The sequence below is a fragment of the Streptomyces sp. NPDC028298 genome (assembly GCF_055565895.1).
The window spans coordinates 240,894-257,852 of record NZ_JBVHTL010000008.1 but is presented as its reverse complement, the minus strand read 5'-3'; the positions used below and the strand labels follow the sequence as shown (position 1 = coordinate 257,852).

The 16,959-nt window shown below is 73.5% G+C and carries 12 protein-coding genes; 7 read left to right on the top strand and 5 right to left on the bottom strand.

Annotated elements, in window-relative coordinates; translation table 11 throughout:
• Window positions 1-26: 26 nt before the first annotated feature.
• Together ACZ4TO_RS31730 and ACZ4TO_RS31725 are read right to left on the bottom strand one after the other, a co-directional pair.
• Window positions 27-908 (bottom strand): YegS/Rv2252/BmrU family lipid kinase, encoded by an 882-nt coding sequence (locus ACZ4TO_RS31730; RefSeq protein WP_468026046.1) that lies wholly within the window; start codon window positions 906-908, stop codon window positions 27-29.
• A gap of 135 nt (window positions 909-1,043) precedes the next feature.
• Window positions 1,044-2,633, bottom strand: coding sequence for an FAD-binding oxidoreductase (locus ACZ4TO_RS31725; protein ID WP_468026045.1), 1,590 nt, complete (start codon window positions 2,631-2,633; stop codon window positions 1,044-1,046).
• 72 nt (window positions 2,634-2,705) lie between these two features.
• Here ACZ4TO_RS31725 and ACZ4TO_RS31720 point away from each other — a divergent pair, with 72 nt between their 5' ends.
• Window positions 2,706-3,305 (top strand): TetR/AcrR family transcriptional regulator, encoded by a 600-nt coding sequence (locus tag ACZ4TO_RS31720; RefSeq protein ID WP_382778661.1) that lies wholly within the window; start codon window positions 2,706-2,708, stop codon window positions 3,303-3,305.
• Window positions 3,302-4,900, top strand: coding sequence for a glycerol-3-phosphate dehydrogenase/oxidase (locus ACZ4TO_RS31715; RefSeq protein ID WP_468026044.1), 1,599 nt, complete (start codon window positions 3,302-3,304; stop codon window positions 4,898-4,900). The genes ACZ4TO_RS31720 and ACZ4TO_RS31715 overlap by 4 nt, the downstream gene beginning before the upstream one ends.
• A gap of 211 nt (window positions 4,901-5,111) precedes the next feature.
• Here the strand turns inward: ACZ4TO_RS31715 and ACZ4TO_RS31710 are convergent, their stop codons facing one another.
• The gene (locus tag ACZ4TO_RS31710) at window positions 5,112-5,993 is read right to left on the bottom strand and encodes an alpha/beta fold hydrolase (RefSeq protein ID WP_468026043.1); all 882 of its coding nucleotides are present in this window, start codon (window positions 5,991-5,993) and stop codon (window positions 5,112-5,114) included.
• A 154-nt stretch (window positions 5,994-6,147) separates the two neighbouring features.
• Between ACZ4TO_RS31710 and ACZ4TO_RS31705 the strand changes: the two genes are divergently transcribed.
• Window positions 6,148-8,175, top strand: coding sequence for an AfsR/SARP family transcriptional regulator (locus ACZ4TO_RS31705; protein WP_468026042.1), 2,028 nt, complete (start codon window positions 6,148-6,150; stop codon window positions 8,173-8,175).
• Window positions 8,176-8,358: 183 nt separating this feature from the next.
• On the opposite strand, the gene ACZ4TO_RS31700 is transcribed toward ACZ4TO_RS31705, so the two are convergent.
• Both ACZ4TO_RS31700 and ACZ4TO_RS31695 read right to left on the bottom strand, forming a co-directional pair.
• A complete protein-coding gene (locus ACZ4TO_RS31700; RefSeq protein ID WP_468026041.1) occupies window positions 8,359-9,366 on the bottom strand; it encodes a helix-turn-helix domain-containing protein in 1,008 nt (335 codons plus the stop codon).
• A gap of 137 nt (window positions 9,367-9,503) precedes the next feature.
• Window positions 9,504-13,238: a S8 family serine peptidase gene (locus ACZ4TO_RS31695; protein WP_468026040.1), complete on the bottom strand. Its 3,735-nt coding sequence runs from the start codon at window positions 13,236-13,238 to the stop codon at window positions 9,504-9,506.
• Between the two features lie 203 nt (window positions 13,239-13,441).
• Here ACZ4TO_RS31695 and ACZ4TO_RS31690 point away from each other — a divergent pair, with 203 nt between their 5' ends.
• From ACZ4TO_RS31690 to ACZ4TO_RS31675, 4 genes are all read left to right on the top strand, one after another.
• A complete protein-coding gene (locus ACZ4TO_RS31690) occupies window positions 13,442-14,563 on the top strand; it encodes a PP2C family protein-serine/threonine phosphatase (RefSeq protein ID WP_382778655.1) in 1,122 nt (373 codons plus the stop codon).
• 115 nt (window positions 14,564-14,678) lie between these two features.
• Window positions 14,679-15,416 carry a YoaK family protein gene (locus ACZ4TO_RS31685; protein WP_468026039.1) on the top strand — a complete coding sequence of 246 codons (738 nt, stop codon included), beginning with the start codon at window positions 14,679-14,681 and terminating at the stop codon, window positions 15,414-15,416.
• A 148-nt stretch (window positions 15,417-15,564) separates the two neighbouring features.
• Complete coding sequence (locus tag ACZ4TO_RS31680) at window positions 15,565-16,545, top strand: hypothetical protein (RefSeq protein WP_468026038.1); 981 nt, start codon at window positions 15,565-15,567, stop codon at window positions 16,543-16,545.
• On the top strand, window positions 16,479-16,895 hold the full coding sequence (locus ACZ4TO_RS31675) for a hypothetical protein (RefSeq protein WP_468026037.1): 417 nt from the start codon (window positions 16,479-16,481) through the stop codon (window positions 16,893-16,895). The genes ACZ4TO_RS31680 and ACZ4TO_RS31675 overlap by 67 nt, the downstream gene beginning before the upstream one ends.
• Window positions 16,896-16,959: the final 64 nt, after the last annotated feature.

The following is a 16,959-nucleotide window of genomic DNA, read 5'->3' as shown; positions in this document are numbered from 1 at the left end:
CCGAACGGCGTGCACGGGCCGGGTGATCAGAAGAGCATCGCCAGATCACCCGGCCGCACCCGGGCCGTGACGGGGAGGGTGGCCTCGACCTCCCCGTCGGCTCCGTAGGGAACGGGCCGGTCGGCCTCTATACGGATCTCCCGGCCCCGCAGGATCACCACCTCCGGCCGCGCGGTGTGCGCGCCGGTCTTGAGTTCGTTCATGAGGGTGAAGAACAACCGCCGCGGCGCCTGGCGGATCATGACGATGTCCAGCAGGCCGTCGTCCGTCAGCGCCGCCGGGGCGATGATGCGCCCGGAGCCGTAGTAGGCCGAGTTGGCGGCCACGACGGTGTAGCCGCGGTGGAAGTGTTCCTCCCCGTCGACGGTGACGCGGTACGACACCGGACGCCACCCGGTGACCGCGCGCAGCCCGCCGGCGTAGTACGAGGCGGCCCCGCGCAGCACGCGCGCCTGGTTGGCGTGCTGATTGGCCAGCGCGTCGACGCCCGCGTACACACTGCCGAGAACCACGGTGCGCGCATGCACCGCGGACTCCACCTCGATGGTGTCGACGCGCCGGGGCTCGCCGTGCAGCAGGACGCGCGCCAGGTCCTCGGCGGCGGTGGGCAGGCGCAGCGCGCGGGCGAAGTCGTTGCCACGCCCGGCCGGGACCAGGCCCAGCACGGTGTCCGTCCCGCTCAGCGCGCCGCCGATCCCACCCGCGATCCCGTCGCCGCCCACGGCCAGCACGACCCGGCCCTGTTCCCCTGCGCGCAGCGCGAGCTCCTGCGCGTGGGCGAGGCTGCGGCTGTACTCGGTCTCCAGGCCGGCTCCGGCCTCCCGCAGCAGGCGGGCGACCGGGAGCAGCGCCGCCGCCCCGGTGGAGCCGCCCGCGGTGGGATTGACGACGGCGGTGAACTGTCGCATCGGTGTGCCTCCGGGCAGTGACGGTGGGACGGAGCGGGCAGGGGGTGAAGCGTGCACGGCGCCGGGCGGGCAGGCGTGCGGGTGCGGATGATCCGGCGGCGGCCCCCGGCCGCCGCCGGATCATCGCGGCGGGCGTCAGTCCACGGGCAGCAGGATCCCGGGGTTGAGCACGCCGTCGGGGTCCAGCCGCTCCTTGACGGCCCGCAGGGCCTCGACGCCCAGCGGTCCCGCCTCCCGGAGGTACCAGTCGCGGTGGTCCGTCCCCACCCCGTGGTGGTGGCTGATGGTTCCGCCCGCGTTCAGCACGGCCTCGTTGGCGGCCTCCTTGGCCGGCGTCCAGTGGGCGACGGCGTCCTCGCCCTGCGCGGAGACCACCGTGAAGTAGAGCGAGGCGCCGTTCTCGTACACGTGCGAGATGTGGCACATGACCAGGGGCGGGGTGCCCGCGGCGGTCAGCGTCTCGGTCAGGGCGGTGCGGACGGCGGCGTAGAGCTCGGGGACGCGCGACCAGAAGGTCGCGGTCTCCAGGGTCTCGGCGAAGGCCCCGGCGTCGAGCAGCGCATCGCGCAGATACGGCGCCGAGTAGCGGCCGTGCGCCCAGCGGTCGCCGGGTTCGGCGCCGAGGTAGGTGCCTCCGGCGGCGCGCAGGACCGCAGCGGCCTCCTCGCGGCGGCGCGCGGTCTCCTCCTCGGTCCCCTCGTATCCGGCGATCGCGGTGCAGCCCGCGCTCGTGGCCGCGTCGGCCGAACCGATGGCGTCGGGCTGGGCGAGTCCGACGAAGGTCTCGGTCTCGTCGGACAGCCGCAGCACCGTGGGGCGCGGTCCGTCCTGGGCGAGCCGGCGCAGCGCGGTGGCGCCCTCCTCGAACGAGGCGAACCGCCAGCCCTCGTACACGCGTGTCTGCGGCAGCGGCCTGATCCGTACGGTGACGGAGGTGATGACCCCGAAGGCGCCCTCCGAGCCGAGGACGAGCTGGCGCAGATCGGGGCCGGCCGCCGAACGCGGGGCGCGGCCCGTGTCCAGGGTGCCCTCCGGGGTGGCGAGGGTGAGCCCGAGGACCATCTCGTCGAAGCGGCCGTAACCGGCCGAGGCCTGGCCGCTGGACCGGGCGGCGGCGAACCCGCCGATGGTCGCCCACTCGTAGGACTGGGGGAAGTGCCCGAGGGTGAAGCCGTACTCGGCCAGGAGTGCCTCCGCGTCCGGTGCGCGCAGGCCCGGCTGGAGCGTGGCGGTCCGCGACACCGGGTCGATGCCGAGCATCGCGTTCATACGGCGCAGGTCGAGGGCGACGAAGGCGCTCCGCTCCGGGGCCAGGCCGCCGACGACGGAGGTGCCACCGCCGAACGGCACGACGGCGAGGCCGTGTTCGGCGCACACGCGCAGGACCGCGAGTACCTCGTCGTGGGTGGAGGGCAGGACGACGGCCCCGGGAGCGTCCCCCGCGTCGCCCGCGCGGAGCTTGAGCAGGTCGGGCGTGGACTTCCCGCGGGTGTGCCTGATCCGCGACTCGGCGTCGGCGCGCACGTGCTCCGCGCCGCCGACGGCCTCCGCCAGCGCGTCCAGGGCCGGGTCCGGCAGGGGCTCGGGAACGGCGATCTCATCGAGGGCGTGCGCGGCGGTGTCCCGCGGCTTGACGCCGAGCAGGTCCCGCAGCAGGCCGGTCACCGAGTCGGGCAAAGGCGCCGCCTTGGCCGGGTCGCCCCAGCCGCTCCACAGCATGTCCATGAACTAGTCCTCATCGGTCGGTGGCGACGTGCCGTCTCCCGCACAGCCGCACGGGGCGTTACACTGTGACACATGGCGCCTATTCGTCACAAGCACTCGGACGGCGACCCCGTCCTCGACGCCGTACGCGACTGCGTCCTGGCGGTCGGAGTCCGGCGTACGACCCTCACCGACGTGGCACGCCGCGCCGGCGTCTCGCGCATGACGCTCTACCGCCGCTGGCCCGACGTGCGCTCGCTGGTCGGCGACCTGATGACCCGTGAGTGGATCGACGTGGCGACCGGCGCGATGCCCGAGCCCCACCCGGACGAGCCGACGCGGACCCGGATCGTGGACGGTCTCGTGGCCGGCGTGGAGGGCTTCCGGGCCCACCCGCTCTTCCGCAAGATCATCGACGTCGATCCCGAACTCCTGCTCCCCTACGTACTGGACCGCCGCGGAGCCAGCCAGGAAGCCCTCCTGGAACTGCTCGCCGACGCCCTGGCGGAGGGGCACGCCGACGGCTCGGTGCGGATCGCCCCCACGAGAAGACAGGCCCGTGCCGTACTGCTCGTGGTCCAGTCCTTCACCCTGTCGCTGCGGACCATGACCGACGAGGACGACCCCGAACTGACCAGCACGGCCTTCCTCGACGAACTGCGCACCCTTCTGGAGAGGACCCTCACGCCATGAGTCCCACAAGCAGTCCGTCCGGCCCGGCGGCCCCGGCGGCCGGATCGTCGCTCTCCGCCGCCCGCCGCCGCCGTGAACTCGCCGAGGCCGTGGGCGGCGCCACCGTGGACGTCCTGGTGATCGGACTCGGCGCCACCGGCGCCGGAGTCGCCCTGGACGCTGCCGCGCGCGGACTCAGCGTCGTCGCCGTCGACGCCCACGACCTCGCCTTCGGCACCTCGCGCTGGAGCTCCAAGCTCATCCACGGCGGACTGCGCTACCTGGCCTCCGGCCAGCTCGACGTCGCCCACGAGAGCGCGGTCGAACGTGGCGTCCTCATGGAGCGCACCGCCCCCCACCTCGTACGCGCCCAGCCCTTCGTCCTGCCCCTGACCCCGTTGGTGTCACGCGGTCAGGCCTCCCTCGCCTGGGCCGGGTTCCGGGCCGGTGACACCCTGCGCCTCGCGGCCCGCACCTCCCGCGCCACCCTGCCCGCCCCGCGCCGCCTCTCCGCGGTGGAGGCCCGTCATCTGGCGCCGTCGGTGCGACCCGCGGGGCTGCGCGGCGGGCTGCTGTCCTGGGACGGCAAGGTGACCGACGACGCCCGGCTCGTCACGGCGCTCGCCCGCACCGCCGCCGCCCACGGCGCCAGGATCCTCACCCGCGTCAGGGTTCTGGGGACCGGCGGGACCGTCGCCCGCGTCCGCGACGAACTGACGGGGGAGGAGGGCGAGATCAGGGCCCGCGCGGTCGTCAACGCCTCCGGCGTCTGGGCGGGCGACCTCGTCGACGGCATCCGGATCCGCCCCTCGCGCGGAACCCATCTGGTGCTGCGCGCCGACCTGTTCGGACCGCTGCCCGCTGGGATGCACATCCCCATCCCAGGTGAGAGCAACCGGTTCGTCCTCGTCCTGCCGCAGGACGACGGCCGCGTGTACGTCGGGCTCACCGACGAACCCGTCGACGGGGACCTCCCGGACGTGCCCGAGGTGCCGGAGTCGGACGTCGGCTTCCTGCTCGACGTCGTCGGCTCCGCCCTGGACGTCCCGGTGCGGCGCGACGACGTCGTCGGCGCCTTCGCGGGGCTGCGCCCCCTGCTCGACACCGCGCCCGGACGCTCGGGAGCGGCCGCCCGCACCTCCGACATCTCGCGTCGTCACGCCGTCCTCACCTCCGACGACGGGGTGACCACCGTGGTCGGCGGCAAGCTCACCACCTACCGGCGCATGGCCCAGGACGCCGTGGACGCGGCGGTCGTGGCCCGGGGACTGCGCGCGGGTCCCTCGACGACCGCCTCCCTGCCGCTGGTCGGCGCGGCGGCCCCGCACCGGCTCGGATCACTGGCCGCCCCCGGCCATCTGATCCGCCGGTACGGCGCCGAGGCTCCCGCCGTCCACGCCCTCGCCGCCCGGGACCCCCGGCTCGGTGAGGCCGTGGTGCCCGGACACCCGGTCACCCGGGCCGCGCTGCTGTGGGCCGTGCTGCACGAGGGCGCCCTGGACGAGGCCGACCTCCTGGACCGCCGCACCCGCATCGGCCTGATCCCCGAGGACCGGGCGGCCGCCGAGACGGCCGCCCGAGAGGCCCTCGACGAGGCCGCAGCCCGGCCCGCCTGACACGGGCCGGGAACCGCACCGAGCGGATGGCGCCCCGGCGCGCCGCCGGCCGACCGTGAACGGATCGGCGTGCCGGATCCCCGCCGTCGCATCACGGCCCAACTCCCTCTGAATCAAGGGCTGTTGTACCGGACGGTCGTGGAGCTCCCGGGCCGGCTAAGCGGGCCGTCCGTTCAAGGCCAGTCGCCGCCGGGGCATCAGCGGGTCTCGATCAGCGGTCGGTCAGGGCACGGATCTCGTCGGCGATCAGGTTCGGGTCCTCCTCGGCCATGAAGTGGCCGCAGGACACCGTGCGGTGGCGCAGGTCGTCGGCCCAGGCGCTCCACAGGCCCTGGGCGTGGTAGCCGAGGGCGGCGCCCCAGTCCTGCTGGAGGACGGTCACCGGCATGGCGAGCCGGTTGCCCGCCTCCTTGTCGGCGGTGTCGTGGTCCACGTCCACACCGGCCGAGGCGCGGTAGTCGGCGACGATGGAGGGCACGGCCGCCGCGGACGCGGCGAGGTAGTGCGCGCGGACGTCGGCGGGGATGGCTTCAGGGTCCTTGGTCCAGGCATCGAGGAAGTAGGCGAAGAAGGGGTCGGCGCTCGCCTGGATCATCTCCTCCGGCAGCCCAGGGGCCTGTGCCATCAGGTACAGGTGGAAGCCGACCGCGGCGGAGACCCCGTGCAGGGCGTCCCACATGTCCAGGGTGGGCAGGACGTCGAGGAAGAGGGCGCGGGAGACGGTGTCCGGGTGGTCCATCGCGGCGCGGAAGGCGACCAGGGCGCCGCGGTCGTGACCGGCCAGGACGAACCGGTCGTGTCCCAGGTCGGCGGCCAGGCGCACCACGTCCTGGGCCATGGTCCGCTTGGAGTAGACGCCGGGACCGGTCTCGGCCGGCTTGTCGCTGGCACCGTAGCCGCGCAGGTCGGGACAGATCACGGTGTGGTCGGAGGCGAGGTCGGCGGCGACGTGCCGCCACATCAGGTGGGTCTGCGGAAAGCCGTGCAGCAGGACGACCGGCGCGCCCGTGCCGCCGACGGCGGCGTTCAGGGTGACGCCGTCGTCGACGCGCACGCGGTGGTCGGTGAAACCGGTGATGCTCGGGGGTGTCACAGCGACTCCTGTGGTTCGTGGCAGAGTGGACGTTCCGGACTCGGCGGTCCGTGTCGTCCGGGGACGTCACCCAGGTTGCGGGCCCCGGATCAGCGATCGATGAGTGCACACGCGGTATGCCCGGAGACGGCACCGCCCGCGAAAGGACCCTGCCGTGGGCGTGGAGTTCGGACTGCTGGGACCGGTGGCCGCCTGGGCCGCCGACGGCTCGGCCCTCCCCCTCGGAGCGCCCCGCCACCGCGAGGTGCTCGGGCGCCTGCTGATCGCCCGGGGCCGGGTCGTGCCGGTCGGCCGGCTCGTCGCGGACCTGTGGGAGGACGAGTCTCCGGCGGGTGCGGTGGGCGCGGTCCGCACCTTCGTCGCGGCACTGCGCCGCGCCCTGGAACCCGCGCGACCTCCCCGGCAGCCCTCGCGCCTGCTGGTCACCGACGGCCCCGGTTACGTCCTGCGTGCCGGCCGCGGGGCGGTGGACGCCTGGCGGTTCGAGGACGCCGCCGCGCGCGCCGCCGGGGCACCGCCCCACGCCGCCGTCGCCCTGTGGGACGAGGCGCTCGCTCGCTGGCGGGGGCCGGTGCTGGCCGACTTCCCCGCCGCCGCGTGGGCCGCCGCCGAACAGGTGCGGCTGGAGGCGCTCCGCCTGGACGCGGTCGAGCGGCGCGCCGATGCCCTGCTGGCCACCGGCGCCGCCCGCGACGCCGTCGCCGACCTGCGCGCCCACGTCGCCGCCCACCCCGGCCGGGAGGACGGCTGGGTCCTGCTGGCTACGGCGCTCGATCGTGCCGGGCGGCGGGGTGAGGCGCTGGAGGCGCTGAACCGGGCCCGCGACGCTCTCGCCGGCGGGGGAGGTGGGCCTGTCTCCGGGGGTGCCCTGGCACGGACCGAGGCGCGCATCCTCAGCGGTACGGCAGGCTCCGCGGCCGAACCGGCCGGGACGGCCGACAGTGTCTGGGACCGGGCGGCGGCCTCGTGGGACCGCACGGTGCCCGCTCGCTCCAAGGCCCGGCTGCACGCGACCGCAGGTCTGCTCCGCGACCTCGCGGTGACCGGCCCCGACGGCCTCGAGGAGGCCCGTCGGCACCGACGGGATCTGGTCGCGGCGGCCGAGACGACCGGCGACACGGAGCTGGCCGCCAGGATCATCGGCTCCTACGACGTCCCGGCGGTGTGGACCCGCGCCGACGACCCCGACGACGCCGGCGAGCTGTCCCGGGCCGCCGCCCGTGCCGCCGCCCGGTTCGGCTCCGACGGGCCGGCCGCGCTGCGCGCCCGGCTGCTGTCCGTCGTGGCGGTCGAGTCACGTGGCGACGCCGCCGCCGACGCGCCGCTGTCCCGGGCCGGCGACGCCCGCGCCACCGAACCGTGGCGCCGGCGCGCCGAACGCGCCGCGGAGGAGGCCGTCCGGATCGCCCGCCGTCTGGGCGACCCCGCGCTCCTCGCGTTCGCGCTCAACGGCGCCTTCATGCAGTCGTTCGCCGACTGCGGGTCGGCCGCGACCAGAGACGCCCTCGGCGATGAGCTGACCCGGCTGGCCGTCGAGCACCAGATGCCCGGCCATGAAGTTCTGGGCCGCATCGTCCGTCTCCAGGCTCTCGCCGGCCTCGGTGACCTCGCGGCGGCGGACGCCGAGGCCGAGGAGATCGACCGGCTCGCGCACCGCAACGAACGGCCGCTGGCCGGAGTGTTCACCGCCTGGTACCGCGCCCTGCGGACCTGCGAGACCGAGGGCTGGCCCGCCGCCCGCTCCCCCTACGCAGCTGTCCTGGCGGAGACCGCCGACTGCGGCATGCCCGGCCTCGTCCAGGGCGCCGCCGTCCTCGTGGCGCTGGTCCCGGTGATGCGGGGTGACACCCCGCTCGACCCCCAGGACTTCGCCCACCTCGACGCCGGTCCCTACCGGCCGTGGCTCGACCCTCTCCTGCTGGCCGAGTCCGGTGCCGTGGAACAGGCCCGGCAGGCGCTCACGGAAGTACCCCGGCCTCCGCACGACCTCCTGCAGGAGGCGCTGTGGTGTGTACTGGCCCGCGCGGCGGCGACCGCCGGGCACCGGCCGGTCCTGCGCCGGGCCCGCGACGAACTCTCGGCCGCCGCGGGAGAGCGGGCCGGTGCCGGGAGCGGTCTGATCTCGTTCGGGCCGGTCGAACACCACGTCCAAAAGGCCGAAGCAGCCCTCGGCGTCGGGTGACCCCCCGCGTGGCGCGGAAGGCCCCGGACCGTCAGGCAGCCGCGAGAAGGCCGCCGGCAGCCTCTCGCCGACTGTGCTGTGCCGCCGGCGAGTCGCCTCGCGCACCATGCGGTGGTCCGGCTGCCGTGCCCGCTGCCGGAACACCTCGGGACCGACCGCCGTCGAGCCATGCGGCGAACGTCCTCACGGCTGCCTCGTCGGCGACGCCTCCACCCAGCCGTGCCGGACGGCGTGGCCGCCGAGTTGCATCCGGGTGCGTACTCCGGCCAGGTCCATGAGGCGGCGCAGTCGTCGGTGCATCGTGCGCGGTGACAGGCCGAGTTGTGTCGCCACCGTCAGGTCGGTGGCACCTGCCAGCAGAAGCGCGAGGATCCGTTGATCGAGGGCCGTCGGGCCCTCCGGCTCCAGTTCGACGGTGGATTCGGGTCCGTCCTCGTCGACGGGCAGTGCCAGCGGGTGGGCGGTGCGCCACACCGTCTCGAACAGCGTGTCCATCGCGTCCAGCAGGCCGCTGCGGTGCAGCAGCACCGCTCCGGGCTCACCGGCCGGCGTGGTGGCGAGCGGGACGAGGCCGAGTTCGGTGTCGGCCAGCATGAGTTTCATGGGCAGTTGGTCGGCGACCCGCAACTGCACCCCGTTGCGCAGGGAGTCGATCGCGTCGTGGATGATGCCCGGTTCCTCCAGGACGGCCCGGTCCAGTACCGCCCGGAACCTCACGCCACGACCGAGAGCCAGCGGTTCGGCCGTGTTCTCGCCCGGAGGCAGGGCGACGAACGGTGCGGTGATGAAGGTGCGGACCTGCGTGCGGGCCGCCTGCTGTACCTGGAGGTAGCGATGGCGGATCGCGTCGACGCCGGTGACGACCTCGATCAGATCGCCGATGCCGGTCGCGGTGGTGGCCGCCCGGTGTTCCTCGGCCAGGGCGACCAGCGCGTGCTCGGCAGCGCGCAGCCCGTCCCGGCGCTGGGTGATCAGGGCGCCGAGCGCCATGGCGGGCGGGGCGGCGGTGAACCGGTCGTCCGCCGATCCGGTCACCAGTCCCCATGTGACCAGACGGGACAGGGCGTTGTCGGCCTGATCCCGCGTCAGGGAGAGCAGCTCCGACAGGGTCACCGCGGTGGAGCTCGGCCGTCCGAGGAGTGCCCGGTAGACGCGCTCATCATCCGGTTCCAGGCCCAGGACATCCAGCATCGGCGACCGACTCTCCTCCGCTCGTCGCAGCGGGGAGAGTATGCGCCATGGTGGCAGACTCCGAATAGTCCCTGGTGGAAGCGCGTGTGCCGCGGCAGGCCCCGGGGAGTTGCCTCCCCGGGGCCGATCTGCGTGGTTCATCGCAGGCCGTACGCCCGGATGATGTCGTTCTTGACGCCGAAGCCGCTGCTCGTCTCGGCGCTCGCGCGGACCGAGAGGAAGCCGCCGGGCTTCCTGGCCGTCCTGAACGAGCCCTTCCAGTAGCCGCCGGCGCCCTTGGTCAAGGTCACCTTCCGCCAGGTGGCGCCGTCGTCGTACGAGACGTCGAGCTTCACCGTGGTGACCTTGCCCGGTACGGTGCCGAGGTCCATCGACACGGGCCTGAGGGCGATCCGCTGGGTCGCGTCCGCCTTCACGTCACCGTGCAGGTCCGACGCCAGTTCGTAGTCCAGGTTCAGCACCGAGAAGGGCTCGAAGGAGTCCGAGTCGACGGTGTCGGACATGAACGTCCACTCGCTGTGGGTGCGGGTCGACAGCCGGAAGTCGTCACCGGGCCGCTCCACGTCGAGGACGGCGCGGTAGGGCAGGTTGCCCGCCGGTACCTCCTGCCACTGCATGTCCCCACTGACCGGGTTGTCGTAGATCCGTGTGTCGCCCTGGAAGATCTGCAGGTGGGACGGTGTCTCGCCCCACGGCAGGTAGCCGCCCAGCCGCATGTTCCGGCTGGCGGAGGCCCACGCCTGCACGTTCCAGGTCATGTAGTTCTGCCAGCGGGAGTTGTACACGCCGAAGGACTCGCTCTGGCCGGGGCGGGTCGCCGGAGCGAACCAGTCCAGACGGGTGGTGCTGCCCTTGGCGTACGTGTTGTCGCCCGACACCATCACCCAGGGCAGGGTTCCGTCGACACCCTGCGCGTGGAACTCCCTCCAGACCTGGCCCGGCGTCACCCATTCGGTGCGGGTGCCCGGATGCCACTCGGCCTCGGGGAGGTTGAACGACGGGCTGAGAGTGAAGTCGGACCGGTAGCCTTCCGCCGCCTTGCCGTCCGTGGCCGAGTAGTAGCGGGCGTCGATCCGGGCGAGGTCACGCCGGGCCGGCTGGTAGACCAGGGGCCGGTCCGGCACCCGGCCGGGGTAGTTCCGCGTCAGGTCGTAGACGAACGGCGTGTACTCGGTCTGCTTCACGGTCAGCTTGAAGACGCCGGCCTTGGCCATCGAGACGAGGGCCCTGCCCGCGTCGCGGTGGACGGTGGCGACCGGGAGGGCCGACTCGCCGACGTACTCCATCAGGGAACCGACGCCGTCGTTGACCACGATCAGCGCCTTCGCGCCGGCCGCCGCCGCGGCTTCGGCACGCTCCTGCGGCGAGACCCCGTCACCGCGCTCGACGACGACGACCTTGCCCTTGGCCCTGACCTTCGCGTACGCGGCGGCCGAGCCGTCGCCCGCGTAGACGGCGCCCAGGGTCTGCGTGGCGGTGCCCAGGGCGCTGCCCGCCTGCACCAGCGTGTCGAAGCGCAGCCGGCCGCCCGGCGTGCTCAGAGCGAGCCGGGGCTCGCCCTTGCGCCAGCGGGTCGTCAGGACGAACTCGCCGTGCTTCATCGGCTTCGTCGGCGAGACGTAGACGTCGTCGTACGTCGGCGGCAGCACGTACGCGCTGCGATAGTCCGTGTACGGGTCCTGGCCCTCGTAGTGGACGTTGAAGTCGACCTTGCGCTGGCGGTCCTCGGTGCGCTGCGGCGCCCGGGTCCTCAGCAGCCGCGCCTTGCTCGCGTCCAGCACCACGTCCTTGGAGCCGCCCTTGAGCACGGTCTCCGGGGCGACCAGCACGGCCAGACCGGAGCGATCCGCCTTCTCACCGGCCACGTCGACGTAGCCCGCGACGGTGTACGTGCCGGGCGCCATGCGCAGGGTGGTCGAGCCGTCGACGTAGACGTTCCACGGCCAGACGTCGCCGGCCAGGTTGATGCCGACCCAGCCGGCGGCCGGCTTGCCGTCCCGGCCGACCAGCTTGATGTTCAGGTCGTAGCGCTCGTCCTCCTTGAGCAGCGCCACGGACGTGCGGGTCACCGGCTTCCCGGTGGCCGCGTCGGTCGCCGTCACGTAACCGACGTGCCGGCCCGCCGGGACGGCTCGCGGGTCGCCGGTGACCGGGACGGTCGCGGTGCCGCCCGCCGGGACGGTCACCCTGCTCGCTCCCAGGGTGAACGGGCCGCCGTCGTCGGTCAGACCCAGGTCGAGCGTCGCGTCGGAGGGTCCGCTGTTGGTGAAGGTCAGGTCCTTGGTGACGGCCGTGCCGTTCGGGTCGTACGGCCACGTGTGGTTGCCGAAGAACAGCGATCCGGTGGCGCGGACCGTGGTGCGCACCGCACCGGCCACGTCGACGCGGCCGGTGCCGACCTCGTACGGCGAATACCCAGCGTCCAGGCCCTTAGCCGTGCTCATGAGCTGTTCCTTGAGCTGGGCGCCGGTCCAGTCCGGATGCCGCTGGGCCAGGATCGCCGCCGCCCCGACCACGTGCGGAGTGGCCATGGAGGTACCGCTGAGCGTGCGGTACATGCCCGTCCCGCCGTCGGTCATCTCCTGCGAGCGGGCCGCGGTGATGTCGACGCCCGGGGCCGCGATGTCCGGCTTCAGGGCGCCGGAGGAGGCCAGCGGACCGGTGCTGGAGAACGACGCGAGCTGATCCTGCTTGTCCGTGGCGGCCACGGTCAGCGCCGAGGCGGCCGCCCCCGGGGCGGAGATGCTCTCCGGACCCGCGTTGCCGGCGGCGATGACGAACAGCGTGCCGTACTTCGCCGACAGCGCGTCGACCGTCTGCGACATCGGGTCGCTGCCGTCGGTCGGGTAGGAGTCGCCGAGGCTCATGTTCACGACGTCCGCACCGGACTCGGCGGCCCACTGCATACCGGCCATGACCCAGGAGTCCTGGCCGGAGCCCTCCGCGCCACCGAGCACCTTGCCGACGTACAGGTCGGCGCCGGGAGCCACACCCTTGTAGTCACCGCCCGAGGCGGCTCCGGAACCGACGATGGTGGACGCCACGTGGGTGCCGTGCCCGTTGAGGTCGGTGATGGCCTCACCCGGTACGAAACTGGCCGTGCCGTCGATCACACCGGCGAAGTCGGGGTGGTTGACGTCGATGCCGGTGTCGAGCACCGCGACCTTGACGCCCTTTCCGGTGTATCCGGCCGCCCACGCCTCGGGCGCGCCGATCAACGGCACGCTCTCCTTCAGGTCGGCCTTCACCCGGCCGTCGAGCCACAGCTTCGCCACTCCCGCGCCCATCGCCTTGCCGCCCCGCGGCACGACGGTGTTCCAGAAGGTGCGGGCCCGCCGCTTCTGCGCGCTGAGCACGGCACCGCGAATGCCCTTGAGGGTGCGGGTCAGCCTGCTGCCCCGGGGAGCCGCCGGCTCGACGGCCGCGCGGGACTTCGACGCGGCGTACGTCGCGATCAGCGGCATGGAGGACGTCTTCGCGTCGTCGTACCCCATCTCGATCAGGTCGGTGACGTCGAACAGCCGACGGTCCAGCTTGCCCGCTCCCAGCAGCGGCACCGCCTCGTCGGGGATGACGAACAGATCGCCGTGGACCGTCTGCATCTTCACGCCGCCGACGGCGCTGTCGGGCCGGTCGACGTCGGCCGTCTGCTCGCCGTCGGCCGATGTGGTGACCGTGACGACGTCGCCGGTGACCAGAGTGACCTTGTGGGTCGCCGTGGACGTGGCGGGAACGATGGGCTTGCGCGGGGCGGCATGTGCGGGCTCGTGCAGAACCGCGAGCCCCGACGCCAGCAACGAGGCCACGGCGGCAGCCGATATCAGATGCCGCCGCCTGCGCCAGGAGGCGGCGGAGTGGGAGGAAGAGACCATGCCCCTGGGTCTATCGGCCGGTCCCGGCCGACGAGAAGGCACAGCGACGGCAAGTCCTCGCCATGGCAAGGACTTGCCAGCGACAAACCGCGGGCAACCGTACGAAGGAGGTCGTCCCGGTCCTCGCGGATCGCCGGATCCGGCTCCCGGTCACGGGAGCGGCGGACATCCCCGTCCGCGGAAGGAAGTGGAAGGCTTGCGGCATGGCTCTTCGACCATGGCTGGACTTGCGGAGTTCCTGGCGGCCGGGTCACGCGCCCGCACTGGTCGTGATCCCCCTGGCGCTGATCGTCACGGTCTGTGTCGTGGACGTGCTGGCTCCGCCGCACATCCACCTCGGTCCGCTCCTGGTGGCCGCGCCCGCGATCACGGTGGCGTTCGCCGGGGCCCGGGTCACGGCGCTGATGGGCGTTCTGGCGGTGGCGGCCCAAGTACTGATCGGCGCGATCCGAGGCGTCCTGGCCACCGCCAACATCCAGGCCCAGATCGCGGCCCTGATCATCGTCTCCGTCGTCTGCGTCACCGTCTGCGTGGTGCGGGACCGCAACGAGAGGCAGTTGCACCGGGTGCGTTCGGTGGCCGTGGCGGCACAGAGCGTGCTGCTGCGGCCGCTGCCGACGCAGGCCGGTCCGCTGCGGATCGCCGGCCTGTACATCCCCGCCGAGGAGGAGGCCGATCTGGGCGGAGACCTGTACGCGGCCGCGCGCACCGTCCACCACAGCACCCGGCTCCTCATCGGCGACGTACGCGGCAGCGGTCTGGCCGCGATCAACAACGCCGCCCTGCTCCTCGGGGCCTTCCGCGCGGCCGCCCACCGGCAGGCCACCCTTCCTCGCCTCGCCGTCCACCTGGACGCCGCGTTCCGCTGGGACACCAGCCAGTGGCGGGCACCGGCGGAGCAGGACACCAACGAGGACTTCGCGACCGTGACGCTGCTCGACATCCCCGACCACGATCCGGTCGTCCACCTCATCACCTGCGGCCACCCGCCGCCGCTCCTCCTGCGCGGGAACGACCTCACCCCCCTCACGGCCGACGCGAGCCACCTGCCGATCGGATTCGGCGGGGCCTTCGGCATCGCCACGTACGACGTCCAGACCTTCCCCTTCGAGGTCGGCGACCTCCTGCTGCTCTACACGGACGGCGTCATCGAGGCCCGCGACACCGACGGAGCCTTCTACCCCTTCTCCGAACGGGCGCCCCAGTGGACGAAGGACGACCCCGACGAACTCCTGCGCCGCCTCCAGACCGACCTGCTGCTCCACGTCCACGGCCATCTCGGCGACGACGCGGCCGTCGTCGCCATCCGTCGCCTGGCGGTCTGATCCCCGGCTGTCCGGGGCGGCCGCGGGCCCCGGCGCGGCGTCCATTGGCGGCACGGCCGGCGCGTGTCGGCCCGGACACCGCGGTTGCCGGGCCGCCGTTGCCGAGACTGACCGGATGAGTGAAGAATCCGTACCGCGCCCGGACGCCGAACGACGCGAACGCCAACGGACGGTCGTCATGGCGACCCTCACCGTCCTGGCGGGCGCCGCGGACGCGGTCAGCTTCCTGACCATGGGGCACGTCTTCACCGCGCTGGCCACGGGCAACGTGCTCTTCCTGTCCTTCGCCGTCGCCGGTGAGGGACAGGTGCCGGTGGCCCGCCCCGCGATCGCCCTGATGGCCTTCGTCCTCGGTGCCCTGGCCGGTGCCCTGACCACCAAGGGTCTCGTCGCACACCACCGGCACTGGTTCGCGGCCGCGCTGGCGGTGGAGGGCGTCCTGCTGGCGCTCGCGGGCGCGACCGCGCTGTGGCGGCACGGTTCCGGCTCGCTCACCGAGCACCCGGACAGCCTGGTCATCGCCATCGTCGGCTTCGCCATGGGACTGCGTGCCGACACCGCACTGCGCGCGGCCGTTCCCGGTATGCCCACCCTGCTCGTCCAGGTGTCGCTGGTCCGTCTCATCCACGGTCTCACCGGGGCCGTCCCCGCGACCCCCGAGCGGCACACGATCCGTCCCCGGCTCGTCGCCACCGTCCTCGGCATCTTCGTGGGCGGCGCCCTCGGCACGCTCATCACCCCCTGGGGCACGGGCCGCGCGTTGCTCGCCATCGCCGCCGCGGTCCTGGTCATCGCGGCGCTCAACGTGCTCCTGGCGCGGTATCACCGGCTCGCGCCGGAACTGATCGGCTGACCTCACCGTCGCGGGGGCGGGACGGAGCCGTTCGGCCGGGGACTGACGCGGGACGTGATGCCGGTGGCATCATTTGCGCAGGTCACAGCCGTGCATCGGTTCGGGGGCAGGGTTTCAGTCGAAGATCGACAGCGGCTAATCTCCGCGTATGTCCCCAACCGCTGCGCAGCGTCTGCTGCGTGACGACCCGCGCACCGCCGAAGTGGGCGCCCGCGAGGTCGCCCTTCCGCTCCCCAAGGCCAAGGCGCTGCTCCGTACCCTCCGGTCCGGAGAACACGTGCTGGCCCTCTATCACCAGGGGCTGGGGTACGCCGCTCTCACCGATCGCGCGCTCATCCTGCTGAGCGGTGAGGAGCCTTCGCGGATCGCGCGGCCCCCGGTGGTCCTGCGCCGCGCCTACGGGGCCGCGTCACGCGTGGACCTGGCCGTGGACGGACGACGGATCACCGTCTGGGGATCGCGGATCGATCCCGGGGGAGAACTCCTCGCGGCGCGCGGTGAACCCGTGCCCGCCGGCTCCTCGGCCGATCCGCGCGGCGGAGCACGCGTGTTGGAGTGGGCCCACCGGCACCCCGTCCTCGCCTGCATGCTCGCGGCCACCGTGCTCGCCACCGCCTGGGGAGTGGGACACGACTCGTCGGCCCGCGCCGGCGCCGACCGCTCCGTGGCGGTGCGGGACTTCAAGGGGACGGCCCTCACCACGGCCGTCGCGGACGCACGACGCCAGTCCTGGATGTCGGTGACGACGGCCGACGCCACCTCGTCCTTCCGGCCCGTGACGGACACGCGGCCCGGCTGGAAGGTCTGCTTCCAGACACCCTCCGCGCAGGAGAAGGTCCGCCCGGCCGTCCGCGCGCTGACGCTCTACGCCGTCCCCGAGAAGGAGGCGTGCCCCACGAGCCTCCTCGCCCCCCGACGGGTGGTCATGCCGGACCTCCGGGCGAGAGCTACCGCGCGGCCTCGGGCACCCTCGACGACCTGGGGTTCACGTACACCGCCGCCTGGCACGCGCACACCGGCGAGCGCCTCGGCGGCGGGACCGGGGACCTGGAGGACTGGCGGGTGTGCCGGCAGCGGCCGGAACCCGACCGTGAGGTCACGCCGTCGACGCGGGCGGACCTGTGGCTGATCGGTCCGGACGACTCGTGCGCCAAGCCCAGCCCGAAGCCGAAGCCCAAGCCCAAGCCCGAGCCCAAGCCCAAGCCGAAGCCCAAGCCGCGCGCCGGGGGCACGAGTGGCTCCACCACGACGGGCGGCACGTCAGGAGGCAGTGGCGGCGGTGGTTCCACGGGCGGTTCCTCCGGTGGCTCCTCCGGCACCTCGGGCGGAAGCACGGGAAGCACGGGCGGCGGGTCCGGCATCGGGTTCGGGCAGTACTGCTCGCCCGTCGGTGCCACCGCGACGACGGCCGACGGACGCCCGGCGAAGTGCTTCATGGGCCGGGACGGCCGCGCCCGCTGGGGCTACAACTCCGGCTAACCGGGACGCCGCTCGGGCCATGGCCACCGCCGCTCGGGTCCGGCCCCGAGTTTCTCCGATCTTG